This is a genomic window from Nonomuraea sediminis (assembly GCF_018531495.1).
Classification (GTDB): domain Bacteria; phylum Actinomycetota; class Actinomycetes; order Streptosporangiales; family Streptosporangiaceae; genus Nonomuraea; species Nonomuraea sediminis.
Genome location: NZ_JAHDTI010000007.1, coordinates 355,305 through 380,441 on the forward strand (window position 1 = coordinate 355,305; position 25,137 = coordinate 380,441).

The following is a 25,137-nucleotide window of genomic DNA, read 5'->3' on the forward strand; positions in this document are numbered from 1 at the left end:
TTCTCCGAAGACGGTCAGGGCGTGGTGCGGCGGAAGACGGCCAGCCGCAGCACCACGAAGCGGACGGCGGTGACCAGCACGGCCGAGGCGGTGAGCACCAGCGTCTCGGCCGCGGCCGACGCCTCGGGCTGGACCTGGCGGAACAGCAGCACGGCGGCGGAAGTGACGACGTACCCGATCACGAACAGGGCGCCCGCCCCCAGATGTGCCCGCCCGGCGCCCGTGCCAGACCAGCGGAAGGTGAGACGGCGATTGGCCTCGGTATTGAGCACGGTGAGGACGATCAGCGAGACCAGGTTCGCGAGCACGGGCGGCCACCACGCGCGCAGCAGCCAATAGAGCAGGGCCTGGCCGGCCGTCGAGAGCACGCCGATGGCGGCGAAACAGCCGACCTCCCAGGTGATCCGGGAGCGGGCCCTGGCGGGGGCCAGCACGGCGTCGGGGTGCTCGGCGGCGGGGGCGGGGCGCCTCGGCAGCGGGGCCCGCGCGGCACCCGACGCCTTCATGCGGGCCACCCGCCACAGGCCGCGCAGATCGTCCGCGGCGGTGCTGACGACGTCGACCCGGGTGTCGACGTCCTCGACCCAGTCGACCGGGACCTCGTGGATGCGCAGCCCGTTGTGCTCGGCGAGCAGCAGCAGCTCGGTGTCGAAGAACCAGGCGTCGTCCTGCGTCCGCTCGAGGAGCGGGCCGAGCACATCCGTACGGGCGGCCTTGAAGCCGCACTGCGCGTCGCTGAAACGGGCTCCGTGGGTGAGCCAGATGATCGCGTTGTAGCAGCGGGAGATCAGCTCACGGCGCGGCCCGCGCACGGTACGCGCGCCGGGGGCCAGCCGGCTGCCGATGGCGAGGTCGGAGTGACCGCTGGCGAGCGGGGCGATCAGCGGCAGCAGAGCGTCCAAGCGCGTGGACAGGTCGACGTCCATGTAGACGACGATGTCGGCCTCGCTCGCGCCCCACACCGTACGCAGCGCGAGCCCGCGCCCCTTCCTGTCGAGATGGACCACGTCCGTTCCGGGCAGTTCGGCGGCCAGCTCCCGGGCCACCTCCAGCGTCCGGTCACCGCTCGCGTTGTCCGCCACGGTGATCCGCCACGGGAACGGCATCCGCTCACGCAGGTGTGCGTGAAGGGTGAGCAGGCACCCCGGGAGCGCCCGCTCCTCGTTGTGGACGGGGATGACGATCTCGACCGTGGGACCCGGTGGACTGAGCGGATCCGGTCGCTTGGAGAGCTGGAAGCCCCCAAGGATTGTGTTGGTCATTGCCCTCCGCCGCCTGTCAGGCGCAAGGCCAGGGCCTGCGTCGTCGTGGTCATTACTCAAGACTCGTGCCGTCGATCCAAGAGAACGTCCACCTGGAGGAGGTTCCTGATCTGCGGCGATCGCAGTAGACGCGGGTGCGGGCTACCGCGCCCGCGGTGGCCGATCAGCGGGCCTGGGGACGGACCAGGCCGGTCTCGTAGGCGATGATCACCAGTTGGGCGCGGTCGTGCGCCTTCAGCTTGGTCATGGCCCGGTTGACGTGCGTCTTGGCGGTCACCCGGCTGATTCCCAGCAGGTCGGCGATCTCGTCGTTGGTGCGCCCATGTGCCACCAGGATCATCACCTCCCTTTCGCGCTCGGTGAGCACGGCCAGGTCTGCGGGCACGTGCTCGACCGAGGCGCCCGGGCCGGCCAGGAAGCGGGTGATCAAGCCTCTGGTCGCCGACGGCGACAGCAGCGCCTCACCCCTGGCCACCACCCTGATGGCGTCCTGCAACTCGCCGGCCTCCACGCTCTTGCCGAGGAAGCCGCCGGCGCCCGCCCGCAGCGCGGCGAAGACGTATTCGTCGACCTCGAACGTGGTCAGGATCAGCACCCGGACGCCGGCCATCGCCTCATCGCAGGTGATCTCCCTCGTCGCGGCCAGGCCGTCCATCCCGGGCATACGGATGTCCATCAGAACCACGTCGGCCATGGTCTGCCGCGCCAGCCGTACGGCGTCATGACCGTTGGCGGCCTCGCCGACCACCGTCAGGTCGGGCGCCGAGTCGATCAGCACCCGGAACCCGGCGCGGACCAGCGCCTGGTCATCGGCCAGCAAGATCCTGATCGTCATGGTTCGTTCTTCCTGGAGGTGGGGAGCACAGCGCGCACACGGAATCCACCGTCACCCATCGGCCCGGCGCGGAAGATCCCTTCGACCGACAGGGCGCGCTCCCGCATGCCGATCAGTCCGTGTCCGGTCCCGGGGGAGATTCCGAGTGGATCGCTCTCGCCGTCATCGACCACCTCCACGATCACCTCGTCGGGGGTGTAGTCGATCCGTACGGACGCGGTCGCCCGTGGCGCGTGCTTGCTCACGTTGGTCAGCGCCTCCTGGACGATCCGGAACGCGGCGAGGTCCACAGGAGCGGGCAACGGCCTCGGGTCGCCGTAGACCGTCCAGCCCAGCTTCAGCCCGGCGGAGGTGAAGGAATCGATCAGCTCGGGCAGCCGGTCCAGTCCCGGCGCGGGCTCGGTGAGGAGTTCGTCGCCGCTGCCCGGACGGCGCAGCAGCCCCACCGTCGTCCGCAACTCCTCCAGCGCCTCCTTGCCCGCGGTGCGGACATGGCCCAGCGCCGCGCGGGCCTGCTCGGGTTCTGTCGCCAGCACATGCGCGGCGACCTGCGCCTGCACGTTGATCAGCGCGATGTGATGGGCGAGAACGTCGTGCAACTCGCGCGCTATGCGCAGCCGTTCCTCCATCACCCGGCGTTCCGCCTCTTCCTCGCGCGTCTCCTCGGCCCTGCGCGCCCGCTCCTCGACGGCGGCCACGTAGGCGCGCCGGCTGCGCAGCGCGTCCCCGACGGCGGTGGCCATGCCGATCGAGGCGATCGGTGCCAGCACTTCCGGTGCCAGCCACGCACTCCCGGCGAACACGACCTTGGTCACGGTGACCACAAGCGCCACGAGCCCTCCGCAGACCCAGGCCTTCCGGCGCGGGAAGCGCGAGGCCACCGTGTACACCACGATCGCCGGCCCCAGGTCCAATGGGCCGCGCCCGCCGTCGATCACGACGGAGGCGACGAACCCGGCGACCGTGACGGCGAGAACGGCGCGGGGCCACCGCTGCCGGAAGATCAGAGCGCCGCAGACTACCGAAGCCAGCACGAGGCCGGACGTGGTGAGGGGCTGTATCCGGCCGTCCGGCCCAACTCCCGGTGGGAGCGGCGCCAGCAGCGTCATCGCGTACACGCACACGGCCAGGATCGTGTCCGCCACATAAGGTCGGGAAAGGAGTTCCTGTCTCAGCCAGGTCAGCGGACGCACCCCTACACGTTAGGTCTGACCTGGGCGCATTCCCTCATCCCGTGGTACTGGTCCGCTGTACTGCGACCGTGGTACGCATGACTATCGGCTGCCGTCATGCCTTCAGGATCAGTTGCAGCAGCTCGCGCAAGCTCTCGCGCTGCTGCGTGGTCAGCCGAGCCAGGGGTTCGGCGGCGAAGGGCATGCGGGCCCGGAGGTCGGCGGCGACGGTACGGCCGGCCGCGGTGGCGGCGACGCGCTTGACACGGCGGTCGGCCTGGTCGAGGCTGCGCTCGACCAGGCCGCGGGACTCCAGCCGGTCGATGATCGCGGTCACGTTGGACGGCTCCGCGTGCAACCGGTCGGCGATGTGGCGCGTCGGGACCGGGCCTTCGATGGCGAGCAGTGCCTTGGCTTGGAGCGGGGTCAGGTCGTGGGCTGCCGCGGCGGCCTCGGACTCCTGGGTGTAGCGGCGGTTCACGGCCGCGAAGAGGCTGACGATCTCCCTGGTGAGCTCGTCCGGCGGGTTCGGCATGGCGACCAGCGTACCCATGTGCTTGACAAACGAAAATATCTGGGCTCATAGTTATGTCTAATATTAGTTATGTCTCATAAGTAAGTGAGAGGTCACCAAGGATGAGCACCAAGACCGTTCTGATCACCGGCACCTCCTCCGGCATCGGCCTGGCCACCGCCGTCGCCGCCGCGCGGAGCGGCTGGCACGTGATCGCCACCATGCGCGACACCGCCAAGGCGGGCGCGCTGCTGGAAGCCGGAGTCACCGTCGACGTCCGGGCCCTGGACGTGACAGACCCGGCCTCGGTCGAGGCCTGCCTGGCCGGCCTCGACCGGCTGGACGCGCTGGTCAACAACGCCGGCGCCGGCCACGTCGGCACCCTGGAGCAGGAGAGCGTCGAGGACGTGCGTGCCGTCATGGAGGTCAACTTCTTCGGCGTGCTGAACGTCACGAAGGCCGCACTGCCCCTGCTGCGGGCGAGCAAGGGCCGTGTAGTGACCGTGACCAGCGTCGGCGGAGTGATCGGCCAGCCCTTCAACGAGGCATACTGCGCCGCCAAATTCGCGGTCGAAGGCTTCATGGAGTCCCTCGCGCCGGTCGCGGCCACGGCCGGCGTGTCCGTCAGTGTGGTCGAGCCGGGCGCGGTGGCCAGCGAGTTCGTCAGGAACGTGGGCCTCGCGGACAACGCACTGGAGCAGGCCGGGCCGTACGCGCCGGCCCTGTCCGCCTATCTGGAGCGCACCCGCGGCGCCTTCGCCGCCGCGCAGACGCCGCAGGACGTGGCGGCGCAGATAGTCGATCTGCTCGCGGCCGAGCGGCCCGCCTTCCGGGTGCTCACCTCCGATGTCGCGCGCGCCTTCGCCGGGACGAAGCTCAAGGACCTCGACGGCTCGGCCGTGCAGACGCTGACCAGCGCGTGGGTCGCCTAGGAACGGTACGGCCGGCACTCTGCCCCCCAGGTCCCCGACCCCTGCACCCCGCCTGTCGGACGGCATCCTTCGTGAGCTTGTGACGGCGCACCTCGCAGGCGGCCTCTCACGACCGCGGTCTGAAGCCGTCATCCAACCCCGAGCCGGCTCTGACCGTGGCCTCCATTTCGGCATCCAGCGGCTGGATTGTCAGCCGGTGGACGCCCAATGCCGCGTAGCGCTGGGCAGTGTCCCGATCGACGGGGCCCGGGGGCGGGGTGATCGTGATCTCTAGTTCACCCAGGCCCGCAGGCCTTTCGTAGAGCTTGGCCGCGTCCTGGAGGTCGGACAGCGAGCGGGCCGCCTCCTGCGGGGTCAGGTAGACGCCGTACCAGCCATCGGCCGACTGAATCGCCCGGCGCATGGCCGCCCTGGAGTGGCCGCCCACCACGATCGGCGGGCGCCGTTGCGGGCGCGGCCGCTGTACGACATCCGCAAAGGCCACGAAATTTCCGGCAAACGGTTGATCGTCCCAAAGGGCCTGCATGGCGGCCAGATACTCGTCTGTACGGGCACCGCGGCTGTCCAGCGAGACACCCATGGCGGCCAGCTCCTGTTCCACATACCCTGCGCCGACGCCGACGATCAGGCGCCCCCGCGAGAGCAGGTCGAGAGAGGTGAGCTGCTTGGCCAGCAGCACCGGCTGGCGCTGGGGGAGCACCAGGACGCCGAGGCCGAGCTTGATCGTGGTGGTCAGGGCCGCCAGATGAGCCAGGGCGACCACGGCCTCAAGGCGGCCCTGCTCGTCCGAGGAGGGAGGCATCGCGATGTGATCGCCCACCCAGATCGACTCGAAGCCCATCTTCTCGGCCAGCTGCGCCCGGCCGGCCAGCGTATCCGGGTCGACGTTCTCGCCGCGGTGCAGCCCGTAGAGTCCGATCTTCATGCGGATCACCGTAGGTTTTCCTTGGCGATGTGACCAGCGAATGTCTGGCATGGCTAACATGCGAAACTCGCATACCGAGCCACTGTTGGGGGAAGGCGTCATGGATGTCTCCTGGCTGGCGGTGTTCACCGAGGTGGCCGCCAGGAAGTCCTTCACGGCGGCAGGGGAGGCACTCGGCTACACCCAGTCCGCTGTGTCACGCCAGATCGCGTCCCTGGAGGGCGAGCTCGGCGTCGCGCTGTTCGATCGTCATCCGCGCGGTGTGGAGCTCACCGAGGAGGGCCGCCGCCTGCTGGAGCACGCGATCGCCATCCTGGACCGGCTGGCGGCGGCGAGGCACGATGTGCACGACGTGGGCCAGTTGCGCGTCGGAGCGTTCGACACCGCCGACGCCGATCTGGTCCCTGGCGCCATGGCCGCGTTCGGGCGGGCACACCCGAGCGTCGTCCTGTCGCTGGTGGAAAGCACGACCGACCCGTTGCTGGCCCGTCTCCGGACCGGCGAGATCGACTTGGCGGTGGTGAGCGCCTACCCGGGCAGGCCGCTGGAGGCGGGCCCGTTCGCCCTGCACCACCTCCTGGACGACCCGCTGCTGGTGGCCTTGCCCGCAGGGCACCGGCTGGCGGGCAGGACGAGCCTGCGCCTGGCCGAACTGGAGGGGGAGTCCTGGATCGAGGGCTTCCCCGAAGGCTCGGAGACGTTGATCGCCCTCCATCGGCGCACCGGCTTGCGGCCCCGCATCGCCTTCGCGGCCAGGGAGTGGACTGCCAAGCAGGGCTTCGTCGCCGCGGGGCTCGGGCTGGCGCTGGTGCCGTCACTGGCGGCGGGCGCCATCCGCCCCGACATCACGCTGGTGCCCCTGGAGGACGAGCCGACCAGGACCGTCTACGCGGCCACCAGGAAGGGCGTGGCGCCGCTCCAGTCGGAGTTCATCCGGTGCCTGCGGGAGACCTCCGTCGCAGGAAGGTGGTCATCAGCAGATCCCTGCGGTGGCGCCGGCCTGCTACCAGGGTCGAGCCCGCCTCGCGCTCGTCCATGAAGCCCTGGTCTTTCAATCTGTGCGGAGCTCGGTGTCCAACGATGCACTGGCGGCGATCAACTCGTGGTGTCGGACGACTTCTTCGATAATGAATTCCAGAAACCTTTCGGCGAAGACGGGATCGAGCTTTGATTCCTCGGCCAGGGCGCGCAGTCGCTGCACCTGCTGCGCTTCCCGCTCGGGATCTGCCGGAGGAAGCCCGTATCGCGCTTTGAGCCGACCGACCTTCTTGGTGCACTTGAAACGCTCCGCAAGAAGGTGGACCAGGGCGGCATCGAGATTGTCGATGCTTCCTCGTAGTCGCTGCAATTCTCGTTTAGCAGCACAAGCGTCGACTTGGTGGTCAATCGATTCCTGGTCCGCAGGCTGCTCGTCAAACTCGTTCATGCCGCTCCATCTTAGCCTCAAGCCCCTCATCGTTATCAAATGTCTAGACGCAGCGCCCGGCCTGCTGAGCTGGATCAGGTCCTTGAGGACCACAGCGGCTCTGTAGACCACCAGGTTGCCGTCGCCCTGGACGGAGAGCAGCGCGCCGGGGGATTGCGCGGTACAGGAGGACCACAGCGGCTTGCACGGAGGAGGCCCGCGACGGGCAGAGGTGACAAGGCGAGGGCCGCGGTGAGCACGGCATATTTCCTCACGAGGGCTCCCATTTTGAGATGCGGTTGAAATACGCGGGCCGGCCGTCACATTCCGAACGCCATTGGCATCCAGGGGACGGCCACCTATGCGGCCGCCATTCTGGAGAATTCCGCCTCACATAGGCAGATCATGCTCAGGGACCCAGCTGGCGTTCAGTTGCCGCGATCGGGTGCGCTCATGTCACCCGTCGCGGGCGTGCCATCGGCGAGCCCGTAGCGCAGGTACACGGTGCCCTTCGGACTGGCTACCGGCGGTTCGAGGAGTGTGACGTTCGTGGGCACCGCGCCACCGTCGAACACCTTCTTCCCGACGCCGAGCACGATCGGGTGCACCCAGAGGTCGAGACGGTCGAAGAGTTTCTCTCGCAGGAGGGTCTGCACCAGGTTCAGGCTCCCGACGACCTTCACGTGCTCGTGCCGGTCACGGATCTCGCGCACCGCGCCGGCCAGATCCGGGCCGAGCTGCGTGGACCCGGCCCATGAGAGGTCGGGCCTGCCACGGGAGGCCACGTACTTCGGGACGCTGTTGAAAAGCGTGGCGATCTCGCCGCCCTCCTGGTGCGGCCAGTAGGCGGCGAAGATGTCATACGTCCGCCGGCCGAGCAGGAGGGCGTCCGTGCCCTCGTACGCGGCACCGACCTGCGCCCCGGCGACCTCGTCCAGCAGGGGCGCCTGCCAGCCGCCGAACGGGAACCCCGCCGGGTCCTCGTCGGGGCCGCCGGGCGCCTGCCCGACGAGGTCGAGGGTTGCGAACAGCTCGATATGGATGAGGCCCATGCCGTACTCCCGATGAGTTGGTCGTCTCGGTCGGAAGGTAGACCTGTGGCCGCCGGCAGACTCATCGCTGCGACGGCACCCAGCGTCACGATAGATCACAGGCCGCGTCCAAACTGGGTAGCTGCTGCAGTCGCCTGAGGGGTCCATCGGTTCGTCGCGGACGCTGCCAAGCCGCTGGAAGATGATCGGCGCCGATCCGTCCGGGCTGGAACACGTCCGGATGATGGAGAAATTGTCGGCCCGTGGCGCTAGCTCGATCCACCCCGACTCAATGATCTTCGTTTGTGTGGTGAAGGCCAAAACCTGCTGGTAGAACGGTACGTCGCCGTCGAACTCCCAGGTTGCCGGGTACCACAACAGGGGCATCACCTGATGCCCGATCAGTCGGCCGCCCTCTTCTCGGGATCGCTCCGTGCAGATCGAGGATGAGATCGGAAATGGAGAGTGCTCGCCCGGACCACGCTTGCTGCCCGATTCAACGCATGTTCGCTCAGTGAGCAGCGTGGTCCGCTCTGCCCGACGCATATGGCACCGCTCCTGCCGTCCGTCCGCCCGCCACAACCTTGCACAGCAGGGCACGGTCGGCAGCCGGATCACCAGATCACCGATTCCTTCGGCCGCCTGCTGAAGGGGCATTCACCCAGGGAGAATCATGACCACCGTCGAGAACAACCTCATCAGCCAGATTTCCGACCACGACCAGCGGGTCACGACCCTCCTGGTCGACTATGTGACAGCCGACACGATCGGCCTCACCTACAACCTGATGCCGGGGGCCAGACCCGCCGACGCAGGCTGCGTCGTCGCCATCTGGCAGGACCAGAACCAGATCCCGTGGGACAACACCCCGAAGACGACCCAGCCGATCGGTACCCAGCAGCACGGGAGCCTGAGCTTCTCCGGCTTGAGCGTGCAGGACAACTCCTACATCATCGGACTGTCGGTCGGCCCCATGAAGACCGATTCGCAGAAGGCCCGCAATGTGGTCGCTTCGGCGTTCGTGCCCAGCCCGAATGACCCGGCGGAGCTGGAGCACGACTTCATGTCGCTCAAGTTCGTCGGCCCCACGTCCGTCGCTGTGCAGTTCGACTGCCTGGCCGGCTACCTCGCCGAGACCAACCTGGCGTGGATGGGGCTGTGGCGCGGAGAGGTGGCCTCGTACACGAAGCCGCCGAACTGGGTCACCCCGGTGACGATCGACTCCAACTTCGGAACCGCCGCGTTCAACGACGTCTCGATCGGTGTCGGGCTCACCTACACCGTCGGCTTCTTCGCCTCGGGCTGGTCCACCGACCCGGCGAGCAGGAACCAGAAGGTGCTCGCCTCCTCGCTGACGTTCACCCAGGGCAAAGGCTGACCAGTAGATGAGCCTCGGGCGGGCGAAGGCCCGCCCGAGCTCCGAAGGGGCCGGCGATGACCGCGTTTCTCAAGCAGTTCGACAATGACCAGTTGTTCGCCTCACCTGCCGGTCCGGGCCGGCTCCTGCTGGTCCTGCCGACCGGCACGAAGAAGGACACCATCACCCTCGCGGCGGCATGGTCGGATACCACGCTGTTCGGGAACTTCGTGTACACGGCGGCCGACCCCGGCATCAGCGAACGGACTGCGGGGACGTTCGTCTCCGCGATATTGAACCGGGTCGTGTCCGCGGGGCCGGCCAGGGGGTTCGTCTGGCTCAACGAGTCTCTCGCGTGGCAGAACCCGCCGCTCGACGGTGACAACGCACCGCTGCTCGGCATGGACGAGGCGGGGACGACAGTACAAACGGGTCTTGTGGCACCGATCCTGCCCGGGGTGCGACTGACCGTGGCCAACGGATCGACCCTGTTGTTGGGTGAAACGAGCGTGACGGTCCGTGGCGTGGTCTCCTTCGACGGAGAACGCGCACCAACCGCCGCGCCCCCCGCGGCGTCGGCCGTCCTCTCCCTCGACGGGGCCGCGCTTGGCACACTCGCCTTCCGGATCTTCCTCAGCCGTCCGTCACTGCACGACGCCTCGTCGTGGGGGTTCCAGTTCCTCTACCCGGTGACCGGCGGGCCGCAGCCGGCCGCCTACCAGTGGCTGCCCTTGGCCGCGAGAACCCCACCCGACGCCCTCGGCTTCGAGGCGACCATCGACCCGAGCAACCCAGCGAACCGCGCGAACGACGGCGACTCGATCCGGTCCGTGCTGGCTTTCACCGGACGCAACGCGGACGGCTCCGCGACCACGCTCGTCTCGCAGTACCGCACCGGTCGCGGCACTGGCGTGACCTTCGTGCCGGTGGTCGGCGCAGAGGAGCCGCACCCCGCCGCCCTGGTGTTCAACGGCGGGGTACCGACCTCCGACACCGACCAAGAACTTCAGCTCGCCCCCATGGGTGACTTCGTGCTCACCACCGCCGACGAACCCCAGTCGGCCGACCTCCTGTGCGGGCTGCACGGCACCGAGGTCATCACCTTCAGGCCGAGGCGGGACGCCTGGCCAGGCGACCGCATCAGGTTCACCCCGTACCAGCCCGCATACGCGCCCCGCTATCCGTTCCAGCAGGTGTCGCCGGTGGCCGCCCCGGTGGACACGGCGGCGCCGTTGCTCGACGCCACATACACCACCTCGTGGGCCACGGTCGTTTCCGGCGACCCGGCGACCCCGGTTCCCTACGTGGCTCAGCCGAAGGGGGCCGCGCTCTACGGCTGGGACAACCCGATCTGGAATCAGGGCACGCAGCTGATGGGCTGGAAGGACCCGGCGAACCTGCTCCCGGACGGCGTCTCCGTGCCCCTCGCGCCGTACGCCGGGCTTCCGCAGACCACGCACGGGCAGTTCGGCCGCTGGTTCTCGCCGTCGGACACGGCTGACTTCGAGCGTCAGATCATCGGCCCCACCAGGCGGCGGCTGATCGGCGCCGACAACGGGCGAGCTTCCCGGCGTCAGGCGGACGGGGGACCGTACACCACAACCACGCCGAGCGGGCAGCTGGCAACGGTCGAGGACGGGCGCTGGACGCGCATCCTGCTCGGCCAGACCCTCAACCCGGCCCTCGCCCTCTGCTTCTGCAATCCCACCCTCGCGCTTCAACAGGCGTTCCAGACCGGTCAGCTCTTCCTCGTGGTGGCCAACGCCGACCAGATCGGTACGGCGGGCAGCGGGGACGGCACCTGCTCCGGCATCGCCCCCACCTTTCTCAACACCGTGGAGATAGGCGGCTGGAGACTGGCTGCGGGCGTCGGCACCCGCAACCGCTACGGCGACTATCGCAATGTGCTCATCGTGAAGGGCCGCAAGGGCAAGCTCTTCGATGCCGCCGACATCGCAGGCAGCCTCGTGTCGAATCCGGAGCGGTGGACCCAGAAGGAGGTGTTCTCCTCTCCCGCCGGTCCCGGGCCGAATGCGGCGTCGTCCGCTGTTTCCGCGGAGCTGGTGGTCCTGTCGCAGTGGCTCCAGGACTACTTCGACGCCGCCTGGCGCTCCGGCGGCGACGACCTGGCCCGGTTCAACGCCATCGCCGCGGACGAGAACTGGACCGGCGTGCTGGTGCTGCGCATGGACATCTCCAAGGTGCCCGACGACCTGGCGGGTATCACGGCCGGCATCACCGACATGGACCGCTTCAACGCCCACCACCTGGGCATAGAGATCTCTCCCATGACCAGCGAACGCGGCGCGGGCGGCGTCCCGCCGGGGCCGCGGCTCGACGGTGCCAGCTCGATGTTCGGGCTGATCGACTATGTCGACCCGGCTTTCGTCCCGCCCGATGTCGGCAAGCCCGCGCAGCCGGTGGCTCCGGCCGGTGACCCCGAGTACGAGTTCCGGCTCCTGCAGTTGAAGGTGCTGTTCAGCAACACGGCCGTGCGCACGTTCACCAGCTACGCGCAACTGACGACCACGACCTGGTTCGGCATGCCCGTGGACCACATGGGCGCGAGCGGAAACCCCTACGCGGCCATCGTGCTCCACGGCTCGCTGCAGACCAACAACGGCCGGCCGGTGTACAGCCTGTCGAGCACGACCGACACGACCTTCTACTTCACCAACGACGTCGTGAACAAGGTCGAGATCACCGATGCCGTGATGTCCACCCGCAGCACCGGGACGCAGCAGGGCGGCAAGGTCTCCTCCTGGTTCGGGCTGTCCGGGTTCGTCGACTTCAAGGTCGTCCAAGGCACCGCGACCGAGGGGAAGACGCCCGTGACGTTCGACTTCGACGTCTTCTCATTCGGCAGCGACCCCACGGTGCAGGGCGAGCAGCTGCGCCGTGGACTGGCGTTCTCGAACCTCGGCATCGCCATGGGCTTCCCGCCCGATGACCCGGCCGCCGCTCAGTTCACGTTCGACGCGAGCGAGATCCGCTTCGACCTCTCGACGAGCACGCCCCGGCCCGGCAGCCTGTTCCAGCAGTACGCCCTCGACCTGCAGGGACTCGTGTCCGGAGGCGCCGGCACCCCGCCGTCGAAAAGCGGTTACGCCCCGGCGGTCACCGACGCGCGCCTCACCGGCGTCGACGGCGGCCCCTGGTGGGGCATCGACTATCAGCTGACCATGGGAACCCCCGGCAACCTGGCCGGCAAGACCGGGCTCGTCTCCCATCTCGTGACTGCGTGGGCACCCGAGCCCAGCGGCACGGCCGGCGCCTACCGGGCCGCGATCGGCCTGCGGCTGCCGGGCACCGGAGGGGGCGCCAAGTTGATCAGCCTGCAGACCGTGCTGAAGCTGTCGCTCGGGCAGATCTGGCTGAAGTACGACCGGGACAAGAACGGCTTCCTGCTGCTCTTCACCGAGATCGGCCTCAAGTTGCTCGGGCTGCTCACCATCCCGCCCGGCTCGTCCTTGTTCTACCTGTACGGAAACCCCGCCGCCGGCTCATCGTCGGGGCTCGGCTGGTATGCGATGTACCGCAAGAAAGGCAGCGGGGCATGAACTTCACCGCGCTCTACGACAGCCTCTACCGCTACTTCAACCCCCACTGGGACTTCCGCCAGGCGCAGTCCCTGGCGGCCTTCCGCACCTACCTCAATGACGGTACGAAGAACCCCATCATCCGGATGTGGGTCGACAGCGCGCCGGGATCGGGCCACCAGGCCTCGACCACCGGCATCCTGCGCCAGCTCGCCGCACCCGTCGACCCGGGCAAGGGCTTCGGTTACGCGGGGACCATCGAGGTGTACTACCACCCAGGAGACCACCGCGACCCCACCCTGCCGAAGCTCCAGCGCCTCCTGCCGGAGGTCCACGGCGGCACAGCAGGTACGGTCGACGGAGCCCAGGTACAGCTCATCGAGTGGCGTCAGGGGGTCACTCCGGCGCTCGTCAACCTCGGTTTCACCGGTGGCGCCGACGACATCGACCAGGGAGGGCACATCAGCTCGCCGAACTTCGCGGCGAGGGTGGGCGCTCGGTACTTCCTGCGGCTCCAGCCGTACCTCTGGGCCGCCCCGGACCAGATCCAGTTCTCCGACGCGACCCGGCCTTTCATCACCCTGACGAAACAGCGCGTCCTCGGGTACGACAGCTTCAGGCAGCGGGCCTACTACATACGGACACCGGTGCCGGAGCCGGACTGGAACCTCTACGCCGGAGGCGCCTACGCGGTCCAGGCGTCCATCGTGCGCGCCCTCACCCCCGACGACGCGCGGTGGGGGGTGTGCCCGGTGTACAGCATCCGGTCGAGCGGCAACATGGAGCTGTCCAAGCCCGCCTACGAGCGGATGTTCGAGGTGCTCACGGCGGTGCTGGCCTCCCAGCGCACCCCTGGCGGCGGATCCGCCCCGAACGCCAGGTCGATCGTGGTGCTGTCCTGCGACGTCTTCGGCACCGCCCCGGACAGGACCGGGTTGGTCCGCCTCATCCGAGGCGGCCTCTCGGAAACCGAGCAGATGTACAAGGGTCTGCTGGACTTGAACCGTGGTGGAAAATGGGGCGACCGGCCGCTTACGGACCGGGAGAAGGCGGAGTACCGCAACTTCCTGAAGGCGCAGGCGTTCCGGGCCGCATGGCTGCAGTCGATCGGGGCCCGCGACCGGATCGGCCTCCTATGGGGAGACTCGCTGGACGACGTCCAGCAGGCACTACCCTGGCTCACCGGCACCACGGACCGGGTGCTGTTCGTCCATCTCGGCAAGATCCCCGAACCCCTGTTCATCTGGTCGATGCAGGCCAGCAAGTGGCCGCCCGTCTTCGAGGGGCAGAGCACCGCGACCGTCGCGCTGAACATCGGCAACCCGTACTTCCACGTCGCCCGGCCGACCAGCCACGGCGTCCAGTATCCGACCACGATCATCGGATACGAGGCGTGGGAGACCGTCGACGTCAACGAGCCCGGCGTGCCGGTGGTCGTCCTGCCCCGGCTGCCCCGCAAGATCCAGGACGCCGCGAACCAGCTCACCGTCCCGGTGAGCAAGTGGACCCCGGTCGCCGCCGAGAACCCGGCCGCGAAGGCAGGCGCGTTCGCGCGCGCCTACAACGCCGAACCCGCCAACGGCCCGCTCCACGAGTACTTCGCCTCCGTCCGCCAGTTCTACCGCATCGCGAACAATGACAAGCTCCGGGTCGGCGCCGGGTTCATGCAGTACATCCTGCATGCCGCGCAGCAGGCCGAGCTGCGGGACCTCGCCGCGCCCCTGGTGCTGGAGACCCTCCTGACCGCCCTTCGGGACAACACCGTCGACGGCACCCTGCGGGTCGCGCCGGGCGCCCTCTCACGGGGTGGGATCCACGACCTCTACACCGGCTTCCTCGGCACCGATCCGGGACTCGTCCTCACCGGCTCGACCATCACGCCCGAATACACGGACGGCACCCTGACCGCCATCCTCACCACCGGAGCCACCTCGTTCCTCGGTGTGCCGCTGACCGCGAAGATCAGATTCACGGCCCCCGAGGGCGTCGTGATCGCCAACGGCCGCTACACCCACGACCAACGCTGGGCGCTCGACGAGATCCCCTGGATCGGCTTCAGCTCACCGTTCGTGGAACTGTGCGTCATCGACAGCGGCGCCGCGCCCGCCGGGTCGGTCGGCGGCACGCTCGAAGGCGTCGACGTGGAGCTGGCGTTCCAGCTCCCGGTGGTGGAGGGCAAGTGGCAGCTGGCCGGTTCCTTCGCCCCGCCGTACCCTGGCATCGCCCGCTTCTACCAGCTCGCCGGCGGTGTCGACCTGGTGCGGACGCTTCCGGCGCCGTTCGACGGCCTGGCCGGCTTCGGGCTTCAGAACGTCAATCTGGTCTACGACACGAAGGCCGGCCAGGTCGAGGTCATCGGTTTCCGCTTCAGCACGAGCGCCGGTTTCAAGCTGGTCGGTGACGTCCAGGTCGACAACGTGTCCGTCGACGTGGCCGTGCAGGGACCCGCCGACCTGAAGGAGCGGCAGGTCGACTGGACGGTGCGGGGCACCTTCACCCTCGGCACCGGCGACGACGCCGGGACGATCATGCTCAGCGCGACCGGGTCCGAACTGGTGCTGACCGGCAGTCTGGTGTCCGGCGTGCTGCGGATCAGCGACATCATCAACGCCTTCGCTCCAGGCGTCGCACTGCGCCCGCCGTCGGAACCGGCCGTCACCGAGTTCCAGAGCTCGTTCACGCCGGCGACCGGCGACTACAGCGTGGCGTGCGCGCTGAACATCGACTGGCCCGTCGTGGTGGCCGGGCGGCAAATCTTCTCGATCGACGGGATCCAGTTCGCCGCCAGCCGGTTCTCCCAGATGGTCACGGGCTCGCTGAATGGGTACGTCACCGTCGGCTCGGGCTCGTCCGCCGTACCACTTGAACTGACCGCGACCTACGCCACCGGCGCGGGCTGGACGTTCTCCGTCGTCCAGGCGCCCGACTCGGTCGTGAACCTCTCCACCCTGGCCAACCAGTTCCTGCCGCCGTCATGGCACATCGAGCACGACTACGGGATCACCGGACTCGGCCTCACCGTGGCCGTCGACAAGGGTTCGTGGGTGTTCACCGGGCAGACGGCCGAGCCCTGGGAAGTGCCGTTCATCTCCGGGCTCAAGGTGTCCGCCTCGCTCACCCTCGGCTACAACGGCGGGACCGCCGCGTCGCTGGCCGCCCTCCCCGGCATGTCGGGCTCGACGGTGCCGCTTGACCAGGCCGCCGGCGGCTGCGAGGGCACCGGGTGGTTCACCCGGCTGGAGACCGAGTGGACGTGGCAGGACATCGACGTGAAGGTCTTCTTCGACTACTGCCCGTCGAAGCAGAGCTACGGCATCGTGTGGGGTGGGCTCCAGGGCACCGTCGAAGGCCCCGGCGAGCAGGGCGACTGGGTCGCCACGCTGACGTTCACCAAGAACACGAGCGTCGGCAGCATGATCGAGACCATGGTGTCGTGGGCGACCGGTTCCAAGTTCGCGCTCGAAGCGCCGTGGAGCGTCCTGAACTCGATCCCGCTGAGCGGTCTGTCACTCACCTACACCTTCAACAAGACCTATCCGAGCCGGGACAAGGTCGCCTTCAACGTCGACGTCGGGCCCATCGAACTCGGCTTCGCCCGCATCGACAAGATCAGCGTCGTCTACAACTCACAGGCCGCCCAGAAGGTCGCCGTAACCCTCATCGGCTCGTTCCCGTGGAACGTCGGCGAGGGCGCGAACGGCGACACCGGCACGCTCGGGCCGTGGGACGCCAGCCAACCCGGCACCGCCCCCGCCGCGCCGGGCTCCGGCAACAAGTACCTCGACCTGCGACTGCTGGCCCTCGGCCAGCACGTGACCATACAGGGACTCACCTCGGCGACCACGGTGCAGAAGGCCATCGAGCTGATGGCCAAGCTCAAGGACCCCGAACCCGGCAAGATCCCCGACGTCACGTTCGACCCGGCCGTGGGCTGGATCATCGGGGCCGACCTCGGAATCCTGCGGTTCGGCGAGAGCACCACATCCCCGACGGCCGACGCCGTCGGCTACCTGGTGACGAGTCAACTGGTCTTCAACGACCCCTACCTGTACGCGCTGCGCGTCGCCCTGGCGGGTGACGCGGCCAAGGTGCTCAAGGGCCTCGACTTCCAGGTCATGTACCGCCAGGTGAGCGACACCGTGGGTGTCTACCAGGCCGAAATCACGCTGCCCGACGCCATGCGGCACCTGAGCATCGGGGCCTACTCGATCACGCTGCCGGTATTCGGTCTCGCCGTGTACACCAACGGCGACTTCCAGGTCGACGTCGGGTTCCCGTGGAACACGGACTTCTCCCGATCCTTCACCATCGAGGGGATCATCGCCCCCGGCATCCCCGTGCTCGGCTCGGCCGGCTTCTACTTCGGCAAGCTGTCGAGCGCCACCACCGACAAGGTGCCGAAGGCGCTCAACGGCACTTTCAACCCCGTGTTCGTGTTCGGGTTCGGGATGCGGATCGGGTTCGGCAAGTCGATCGAGTACGGCGTGCTGCAGGCCGGCTTCAGCGTCACGGCGGTCGGCATCACCGAAGGCGTGCTCGGCAAGTTCAACCCCTACCTGCCCGCCAAGGGCACGCAGGACCCCGCGCAGATCCAGGACCTCTACTACTTCTGGTTGCGGGGCACGTTCGGCATCGTCGGCCGGCTCTACGGCAGGGTCGACTTCGCCGTCGTGAAGGCCGACGTGAACGTGACGCTGAAGCTGCTGCTCCAGCTCAGCTACGAGTCATACGTGTCCATGGCGATCTCGGTGATCGTGGCGGTCGACGTGTCGGTGTCGATCGCGATCGACCTCGGGCTGTTCTCCATCAAGATCTCCTTCAGCTTCTCCATGCGGCTGAAGGAGACGTTCACCATCGACAACGCGGGCACCCCGCCGTGGATCACGGCGCCCGCCTCCGGGCATCGGCTCGCGGGGCCCGCCGACCGCCGCCTCGGACACCGGCGCGCGCCCCGGCCCGAACTGATCGCTGCCGCGACCGACCCGGACCGCTGGCGGCGCCTGCAGCCGTCACCGTCCGGTACAGCCGGCCTGACCGGCTGGCTGGCGCCGGGCATCACCGTCGCCCACGACGAACGCGACACGACGCAGGCCCCTGCCAAGCAGCTGCCATGCCAGGTGTTCCTGCTGCTCATCGACACGGTGCCCGAGACTGAGGGCACGGTGTCCGAGATGGTGGCGGCGACCGCCGCCGCCACCTCGGACACGCCTTTCGAGCTGCTGGCCAAGATGGTGCTGCGCTGGGTCGTCGCCGCAGGCCAGACCGACGACCTGACGCCCGAGCAGGTCGACCGGCTCGTGGTCACGCAGGCCGATCTGGCGCACCTCCTTGAACAGGTACTCGTCAGCACCGACGGCGCACCGCTGCCCATCACACCCGACGACGTCGACTCCTTCCTCAGCCGTCAGTTCACCTTCACCGCCGCTGTTCCCGACGGCGGTGTCGCCGGGAAGGCGAGCGCCACCGCGTTCCCGATGCCGCCCGCCCTCCGGCTGACGGCACCCGCCTACGGCTCGTCCTATCCGGGCTACGACTACGTGCTGGCCGCCTACAACGAGGTCGACGACGCCACGCTGACCGACCTGCGCGCGTACTTCGACCAGCTCGCCGTACAGGTCGGCGATGAGAAGGCCGCCACCTCGCGGCTGACGCCGGGCGGCACGCTGTCGATGGCCGAGTGGGTTCAGTCGGACTACTTCCTGCTGCTGGCCCGCCAGATGGTGCAGGCGGCCCTGGAGTCGCTGCGCGACTTCAAGTACGTGATCGACGGGACCTCACCGGCCGGGATCGTCGCGGACGTGAACGCCACCGGGAAACTCACCGGCGAGGACCGCATCTCGCTTGCCGGTCTCTTCGCAGCCAATCCGGCGCACCCGCTGAAGGCCGACCGCCGTCTGACCATCGGCGCGCAGCTCGCGGTGAGCGGCACCGACTCCTTCCAGAGCGTGTCGGACGGTCCCCTGCAGTCGGTCGTCAGCCCCACCGACCTGGCCATGGCCAACGCCGGTGCCGACGGGCTCCTGCGGGCCGGTGCGACGATCACCTACAAGGGCACCGCCTACCTGCTCCCGTCGGGCAGCACGCTCATCACGGTGGCCCGCCACTTCGGCGCACGCCTCGCCGAGCTGCTCAGCGGTGCCGCCGGCCTGCTGACCGACCGCGCCCTCTTCGCGGACCGAGCCTCGCTGACGGCACCGCTCGTCACCTACCAGGCCAGAACCGACAGCACGTTCGCCGGCATCGCCGCGCTGCCCGCCTACTCCTCCGGCGGCTCACCCGGGTTCACCGGCACCGCCCTGGCGCTGCAGAACGCCGGCCGCCCGGTGCTGCGCATCGGAGAGAAGATCGGCTACGGCGACAGGCAGTACACCGTCCAGGCGAACGACACCCTGGCCGACGTGGCCATGCACTTCACCATCAGCGTGACCGACCTGCTGGAGAACAGCGGCGTGCTGACCCAGCCGCGGCTGCTGGCCGACGTGGCCCTCGTCGTCCTGCCGCCGTTCGGCTACGAAACCGGCGCGAACGAGACACTCACCTCGGTGGCCCGCCGTTTCGCGATCCCCGTCGAGGTGCTCGGGATGGCCGAGGCGAACGGAGCCGTCTCCGACCTGTTCGCCACGGTGGATGTCGACGGTCGGCCGGCCCCGTGGATCGACGTGCCGCACCTGGCGCAGTACCGGGTGGACGAGATCATCGCCGAGACCCAGCGCACCCTGGCCATCCGCCAGCTCTCCCGGATGGCCGGCCGCTACGCCATGCACGGCACCCGCCTGCCCACCACCGGCATCACACCGAAGGCCAAGGGCATCTGGGTCGACGTCGTGGACGGCAAGCTCACCCTGCCTCCGGAGGCGGGCCTCTACGCCCTGACCGGTCAGCAGATCAACGTCCCCCTGGTCGACGAGGCCGGCGGCGCTTTCACCGTCACCTTCCGACGCGACGGCCGCCCCACGTGGCTGGCCTTCGCCGGCGGGGCCGACACGCTGTCGATCAAGGTCAAGCCGGGCTCTTCCGACGCGACCCGTCTCAGCGACCTGGTGACCACCTGTACGGCGAGGCCGTTCGACATCGGGCTCACCTCTCTCGGCGCCGACCCCATGTACGAGCGGCACCTGGCCACCTACCCGCTCACCACCGTCGCCGTCTGGCAGGCGCCGACGAGCGTCACCCTGCCCTACGGCCCGCCCCCGAGCGGGGACCGGGTACAGGCGCTGCGCGTCTGGACGCTGCCCGACGCGCTCGTGAACCTGCCCGATCCCCGTCGGGGGATGACGCCGCGCTTCGCCGTACGGGTGGCCACCTACGACGAGGCCACCGGCGGCACGACCACGTCGGCGGTGGCCTCGCACGGCTGGGCCACGGTCGTCGAGTTCACCGTCAAGCGGGTGCCGCTCGTCGCGACGAGCCCGGCCACCGCCACCACCTACGAGATCGTCGGTGCCGGTGGTGCCGACGTGGTGCTGCTCGAGCGGATCGTCGAGGAGATCGGCGCCGACGACGGCGCGTTCGCCCAGCTCCTGCTGGCCTATCCGCCCGACGCCACCACGTCCGCGCCCAGCGGTGTGCAGAGCGACGCGCCGAACGGCGTCACGATGGGCATCTCCCAGGTGAACCTCTCGACCGAGACGAGACCGCCGACAGGTGCGCCCCTTACCGGCGCGGAGATCGCCGCCCCCAGCGGGCTGCTGAACACCCCGTCGGCCTTCGTGCGGCTGCTGTGGGAGGCGAGCATCACCCGCACCGGCGGCTTCTACCTCTACTACTACGACGGCGGGAGCGGCCGCGGCCTGCCCGAGCGGATCTTCAACGACCGCGGTGAGGCGAAGGTCTCGCTGATCGTGCTGTACGCGAAGCCGTCGACCGAAGCCGCCGGCGACCGGGTCACCGACTACATGACGGCCGTCGTCACCGGTGACAGCATCGACACCTCGCGGTCCGTCGTGTTCGCCGAGGCCGCCCCGATGGAGGCACCCGTCACCGCGAAGGCCGACCTGTCGCTCGCTCTCCTCGCCGAGCGCACGTACTCCGACGTGGCCGATCTGGCCGTCGACAACCGGAAGCTTCGACTGCGCGCCGGGGTCCGCCTGCTGATCAGTGAAGGGGTGTTCCAGGCCCCGCCCGGCGGGATCCCCCTCGCCACGATCGTCGCTGACTTCGACCTCCCCGACCTCGCCGCCCTGCAGGCGGCCAACCCCCGCTGGACCGGTGGTCTGCCCGACCCGCTGCCCTTCCCGGCCGCGGTCAACCTGCCCGCCATGGAGGTCACCGTAGGCAGCAGCCCGCACACCGCGACCCTCGACGACATCGCCGGCTACTACGGTGAGGAGCTCGCCGCCCTGGCCGCCCACAACGCCGACGTCACGGGGCTGTTCGCCGATGGGCAGCAGATCACGGTCGCGGGCGGGCCGACGGTGCGCGACGCCACCGTTCAAGCCGGCGTCGCCGCGCTCACAGCCACCCGGGACAAACCGGGCGAGGTGCCGGTCAAACCGGGTGGCGACTACGCGAAGCTGTTCCTGCTCAACACCTTCAGCCTGCTGGGCTACCGGGTGGCCCAGAACGTGTACTTCTCCGCCAGCAACATGGGATTGCCCGCCGGGCCCACGCCACCGCCCACCGACGCCCAGCCCACTCACGACAAGGTGCGGGTCGCCCAGGTCAGCGAACGTTGGGAGTACCGCCAGTCCTTGCCGTATCCGGGGTTCGCCATCGCCCCGGCCGAGGCAGCTGCGGGCCTGCCGCCGGCGGACGGTGACCCCTACCGCGGTCTCGGCTCGATTCTCCAGGTCGACTTCTCCTGGCAGGACCACTACGGCAACACCCTGGTCACCACGCTCACCACGCCACCGGTCAGCGGCAACGGACTCGTCAACCAACCGCCCATCCGGGTCGGCTACACCGACACCCTGATCGGCCTCAGCCAGTGGCCGTCGGTCTCGTCGGCGTGGCAGGTCACGGGCCAGTCCGACGCGCCGCGACTCGACCTCCGGCTGAGCTTCGATCCGAGCCGATACCGCGGCCTGATCTCCGCGACGGCGACCGACGCGAACACCGTACGGGCGACCTTCACCGACGCCCTCGACCCCGCCTCGGCCACCCGGGTGGACAACTACCGTCTCGACGGCGGTGTCAGCATCGTCTCGGCCGCCCTCGGTGGCGACGGCCGTACCGTCACCCTGACAACCGACCGTCCCCTGTCCAACCTCGGGTACCGGCTCGCGGTGTCGAACGTGCTCGGTGTGCGGTCCGGCGATACGGCGCAGCCTTCCTACACGGGTACGGCCACCTTCCGCTTCCCCGACGAGCAGGGCGACCACTCGTCGTCCGTGACGGACGCGGCGGCCAGGGACGTGAGCGTCTACAGCGCGCTCTACTACCAGCTCACCGATCGCAACGGCATGGCGGCCACGGTAACCGCCTCGCTTCTCGACAAACCCGTCGACGTCGACAGCGCGCAGTGGACGGCGCTGCTCGGCTGGCTCTTCACGGATGTCGGCGCCGTCTACGCCTTCCTCCGGAGCCGGGCAGCCGGTGCCACCGACGTGCCGGTGCCGCCGTCCCCGCACACGATCTCCTGGCCCCTGGCAGACCTGAACCCGTCTCAGATCTACGAACTCTCGGTCGAACTGACACTGCGCCGCACCGGCGGCGCCGTGCTCGGCGGCCTGGAGACCATGCCCGGCATCCGGTCGGCCAGCACGAAGGTCGCCCCCATGTCCTCCCCGCTCGGCTCGGGCGGAGACGCCCTCGGGCTGACGGCGTTCGCGCAGGACTTCGAGGCCGCCCTCTCGGTGCCGGGCTCGCACCTGCTGAAGGTGGCCGTCGGCGTCGACCGGGCACAGGCGTCCACCTCGCGCGACGGCGCGACCCTGTGGGCGGTACGCGTCGGCACCGGCACCGGCGAACCCATCTCCTACACCGTCACCGACGTGGGCGACCCCGACCTGTTCGCGCCCCGCCCCATCTCCAACCAGCTCCAGACCCGGACCGGCGTCGCGATCTACGACTACACGACGGGCCAGGGCATCTCCACGACGCCCTCCCGCCATCTCGACTTCGTCGACATCGACATGGACGTCTGGGGCCGCACGCTCCTCGCGACCGTCGACGACACGCTCATCCCCGAGTTCATCTCGGCCATGCGGATCGTGACGGCCAGGACCGGCGGCACCGACCACCTCCAGGAGATCCTCGACCAGAAGAAGCTCCTGGCCACCGCGGTGAGCACCTGGATGATCCCGCTCTACGAAGGCCGGACACCTGACCCGGCCGCCGTACAGGCCGAGTTCTACCAGCACCTGCTCTCGCGGCTGTCCAACGCCTACACCACGAGGGCCGGCATCCAGTTCACCGCCGACGTCGACGCGGACATCAAGGATCCGCTGGCGACCACGGCGCCACGGCTGTTCGGCGACATCGTCGACAGGATGGCCGAAGGCGAGCGGCGCGGCGAGATCGCCCTCACCTCGCCCAAGCTTCCGCTCACGACCGCGAAGGACGCCGCACTGCCGTTCCTCCTCATGGCTCCCGAGACCGTCAGCGAACACGGGGCCGTAGTGGGCTCCATCGACCTTGACCTGGCCTGGAACGCCAGCATGATCGAACACCAGATAGCCCAGCCACACGGGATCAACGGCTACCTTGCGTCGAGCTGGCTGAGTTTCGTCGTACCCGGGGACACCCATCCGCTGACCCGGCCACTCGGGGCCTTCCCGGTGCCGCTCGTGCTGCGGTCCTTCCCGGCCAGCCCCACCATGGTGGGCCAGAGCGGGACTCCGGACGATCCGGCCTCACAGGACCTCTCCGAGCTCACCAAGTGGACCTACGCCTTCACCTGGTCGCTGCCCTTCCACTACGTGCAGGACAAGGTGTACGGCCAGGTCGAGTTCAACCTCGCCCAGACGGAGGCGGCCGCCTCGGGGGCTGACTGGTTCCCCTCCATGGCCGAGTTCGTGACCGTCTATCCGCAGGTGCGGGCCGACCTCGACGCCATCCTTGCGGGAATCGACGCCACCACCGAAGACGAGCAGATCATCCATGACGCCGACGTCGCCCTCACCTCCTTCGCGGACCTGCTGAAGCGCGTCACCTCCGCGCCCGGGTTCGCGGCCGGCCTGACCCTCGACCCGCCGGTCCGGCCCTTCGCCGGGCGGGCCGAGCTGACCTACTCCTTCCAGGTCGAGGAGGGCTCCATCGACCTGCCCGACCCCGACGATCCCGGAGAGACGGTCACGGCCCTGCTCGTCACGATCATCGGCGCGGTGCCGGACGGCATGGGGACTCCGTTGGTCCTCGTCGCCCCCGACCGGTACGAGCCGCGCAGGTACATCCCGGAAGAGCCGGACGACGCCGTCCCCTCGTTCAGCTACTACTACGTCGACCCGAAGACCAAGCAGTACCTCTCCCAGGCCGACGGCCAGAAGGTCCCCGGCCGCACCGTGGTCGTGCCCGGCCTCGACATCCTCCAGCGGCAGGACGCCTGGTCGAGTGTCTGGATCACCCGTAACGAGCGGATTCTGCCGGACCGGCCGCCATCGGCCGCGCCGTTCGTCTACACGACGCCCGATGTCAGCTTCGCGGATCCCCTGCTGCCGACCATCGACTCCGCAACACCCGTCGACATCGCCCAGATCGGCTCCGGCGGACCAGATCGCACGCTCGACCAGCACCTCAGCGCCCTGTTCTCCGCGCTGTTCGCCGATCTGCCGGAGGGGGTCGACACTGTGACGATCCAGGTCGAGGCCGTCTATACCTATCGATTGAATCCGAGCCTGGAGCCGGTCGAGCTGCCCATCTTTCTCCAGGCTCCGCTGAGCGTGGTCGTGGCCGGCGACGTTCCTGACCACACGTTGAAACATATGATCATCAACTGGGACACGGCCCTCCTCTCCTGGTTCACACAAGCGCCACCGAACAGCGCCGACGGCACGCTGCGGTTCGATCTCACGATCATGTCGAACCTCACCCGCCACCCCATGCCACTGCTACGCCTGCGGAACCTCACCTTGGCCGTCAAGAACGTGGTACCGCCCCTGCCCACCCGTTGACCGGCGGTCACAGAGGGGGAGGCCCGGCGCCGGCGATGCGTCGGCAGGTCGTCCGTCCGACAGCTCGATATGGATGAGGCCCATGCCGTACCCGCTTGGTCGAGCGCATGAACCG

12 protein-coding genes are annotated in these 25,137 nt (G+C 68.9%); 5 read left to right on the forward strand and 7 right to left on the reverse strand.

Going from position 1 to position 25,137, the window contains the following annotated elements; translation table 11 throughout:
• Positions 1-14: 14 nt before the first annotated feature.
• The 4 genes from KIK09_RS59445 to KIK09_RS30180 form a co-directional block, all read right to left on the reverse strand.
• Positions 15-1,262 carry a bifunctional glycosyltransferase family 2/GtrA family protein gene (locus KIK09_RS59445; RefSeq protein ID WP_214322777.1) on the reverse strand — a complete coding sequence of 416 codons (1,248 nt, stop codon included), beginning with the start codon at positions 1,260-1,262 and terminating at the stop codon, positions 15-17.
• Positions 1,263-1,425: 163 nt separating this feature from the next.
• Entirely contained in the window at positions 1,426-2,097 is a 672-nt protein-coding gene (locus KIK09_RS30170) for a response regulator transcription factor (protein WP_214322778.1), read from the reverse strand.
• Complete coding sequence (locus KIK09_RS60170; RefSeq protein WP_443678881.1) at positions 2,094-3,290, reverse strand: sensor histidine kinase; 1,197 nt, start codon at positions 3,288-3,290, stop codon at positions 2,094-2,096. The genes KIK09_RS30170 and KIK09_RS60170 overlap by 4 nt, the downstream gene beginning before the upstream one ends.
• A 94-nt stretch (positions 3,291-3,384) precedes the next feature.
• The gene (locus KIK09_RS30180) at positions 3,385-3,804 is read right to left on the reverse strand and encodes a MarR family winged helix-turn-helix transcriptional regulator (RefSeq protein ID WP_214322780.1); all 420 of its coding nucleotides are present in this window, start codon (positions 3,802-3,804) and stop codon (positions 3,385-3,387) included.
• 101 nt (positions 3,805-3,905) lie between these two features.
• Between KIK09_RS30180 and KIK09_RS30185 the strand changes: the two genes are divergently transcribed.
• Positions 3,906-4,715, forward strand: coding sequence for an SDR family oxidoreductase (locus KIK09_RS30185; protein WP_214322781.1), 810 nt, complete (start codon positions 3,906-3,908; stop codon positions 4,713-4,715).
• A 106-nt stretch (positions 4,716-4,821) separates the two neighbouring features.
• Here KIK09_RS30185 and KIK09_RS30190 read toward each other — a convergent pair whose 3' ends face one another.
• On the reverse strand, positions 4,822-5,640 hold the full coding sequence (locus KIK09_RS30190; protein WP_250574047.1) for a TIGR03619 family F420-dependent LLM class oxidoreductase: 819 nt from the start codon (positions 5,638-5,640) through the stop codon (positions 4,822-4,824).
• A gap of 100 nt (positions 5,641-5,740) precedes the next feature.
• Here KIK09_RS30190 and KIK09_RS30195 point away from each other — a divergent pair, with 100 nt between their 5' ends.
• Positions 5,741-6,679, forward strand: a complete 939-nt coding sequence (locus tag KIK09_RS30195; RefSeq protein ID WP_214322783.1) for a LysR family transcriptional regulator — start codon at positions 5,741-5,743, stop codon at positions 6,677-6,679.
• Positions 6,680-6,691: 12 nt separating this feature from the next.
• Here the strand turns inward: KIK09_RS30195 and KIK09_RS30200 are convergent, their stop codons facing one another.
• Together KIK09_RS30200 and KIK09_RS30205 are read right to left on the reverse strand one after the other, a co-directional pair.
• Positions 6,692-7,066 carry a chorismate mutase gene (locus KIK09_RS30200; protein ID WP_214322784.1) on the reverse strand — a complete coding sequence of 125 codons (375 nt, stop codon included), beginning with the start codon at positions 7,064-7,066 and terminating at the stop codon, positions 6,692-6,694.
• 407 nt (positions 7,067-7,473) lie between these two features.
• Positions 7,474-8,097, reverse strand: coding sequence for a dihydrofolate reductase family protein (locus KIK09_RS30205; protein ID WP_214322785.1), 624 nt, complete (start codon positions 8,095-8,097; stop codon positions 7,474-7,476).
• Between the two features lie 652 nt (positions 8,098-8,749).
• Here KIK09_RS30205 and KIK09_RS30210 point away from each other — a divergent pair.
• Genes KIK09_RS30210 through KIK09_RS30220 form a run of 3 tightly spaced genes read left to right on the forward strand, consistent with a single transcriptional unit; the run spans position 8,750 to position 25,022 of the window.
• A complete protein-coding gene (locus KIK09_RS30210) occupies positions 8,750-9,454 on the forward strand; it encodes a hypothetical protein (protein WP_214322786.1) in 705 nt (234 codons plus the stop codon).
• 56 nt (positions 9,455-9,510) lie between these two features.
• A complete protein-coding gene (locus KIK09_RS30215; protein WP_214322787.1) occupies positions 9,511-12,993 on the forward strand; it encodes a hypothetical protein in 3,483 nt (1,160 codons plus the stop codon).
• The gene (locus KIK09_RS30220; RefSeq protein ID WP_214322788.1) at positions 12,990-25,022 is read left to right on the forward strand and encodes a hypothetical protein; all 12,033 of its coding nucleotides are present in this window, start codon (positions 12,990-12,992) and stop codon (positions 25,020-25,022) included. Before KIK09_RS30215 ends, KIK09_RS30220 begins: the two co-directional genes overlap by 4 nt.
• The last annotated feature ends 115 nt before the right edge of the window (positions 25,023-25,137 follow it).

What these genes read in the sequence shown, in the direction of transcription:
- KIK09_RS30170 (WP_214322778.1), bottom strand. Translation starts at nt 2,097, where the DNA reads ATGACGATCAGGATCTTGCTGGCCGATGACCAGGCGCTGGTCCGCGCC.
- KIK09_RS30200 (WP_214322784.1), bottom strand. Translation starts at nt 7,066, where the DNA reads ATGAACGAGTTTGACGAGCAGCCTGCGGACCAGGAATCGATTGACCAC.
- KIK09_RS30180 (WP_214322780.1), bottom strand. Translation starts at nt 3,804, where the DNA reads ATGCCGAACCCGCCGGACGAGCTCACCAGGGAGATCGTCAGCCTCTTC.
- KIK09_RS30185 (WP_214322781.1), top strand. Translation starts at nt 3,906, where the DNA reads ATGAGCACCAAGACCGTTCTGATCACCGGCACCTCCTCCGGCATCGGC.
- KIK09_RS30220 (WP_214322788.1), top strand. Translation starts at nt 12,990, where the DNA reads ATGAACTTCACCGCGCTCTACGACAGCCTCTACCGCTACTTCAACCCC.
- KIK09_RS30190 (WP_250574047.1), bottom strand. Translation starts at nt 5,640, where the DNA reads ATGAAGATCGGACTCTACGGGCTGCACCGCGGCGAGAACGTCGACCCG.
- KIK09_RS30210 (WP_214322786.1), top strand. Translation starts at nt 8,750, where the DNA reads ATGACCACCGTCGAGAACAACCTCATCAGCCAGATTTCCGACCACGAC.
- KIK09_RS30205 (WP_214322785.1), bottom strand. Translation starts at nt 8,097, where the DNA reads ATGGGCCTCATCCATATCGAGCTGTTCGCAACCCTCGACCTCGTCGGG.
- KIK09_RS30195 (WP_214322783.1), top strand. Translation starts at nt 5,741, where the DNA reads ATGGATGTCTCCTGGCTGGCGGTGTTCACCGAGGTGGCCGCCAGGAAG.
- KIK09_RS30215 (WP_214322787.1), top strand. Translation starts at nt 9,511, where the DNA reads ATGACCGCGTTTCTCAAGCAGTTCGACAATGACCAGTTGTTCGCCTCA.
- KIK09_RS59445 (WP_214322777.1), bottom strand. Translation starts at nt 1,262, where the DNA reads ATGACCAACACAATCCTTGGGGGCTTCCAGCTCTCCAAGCGACCGGAT.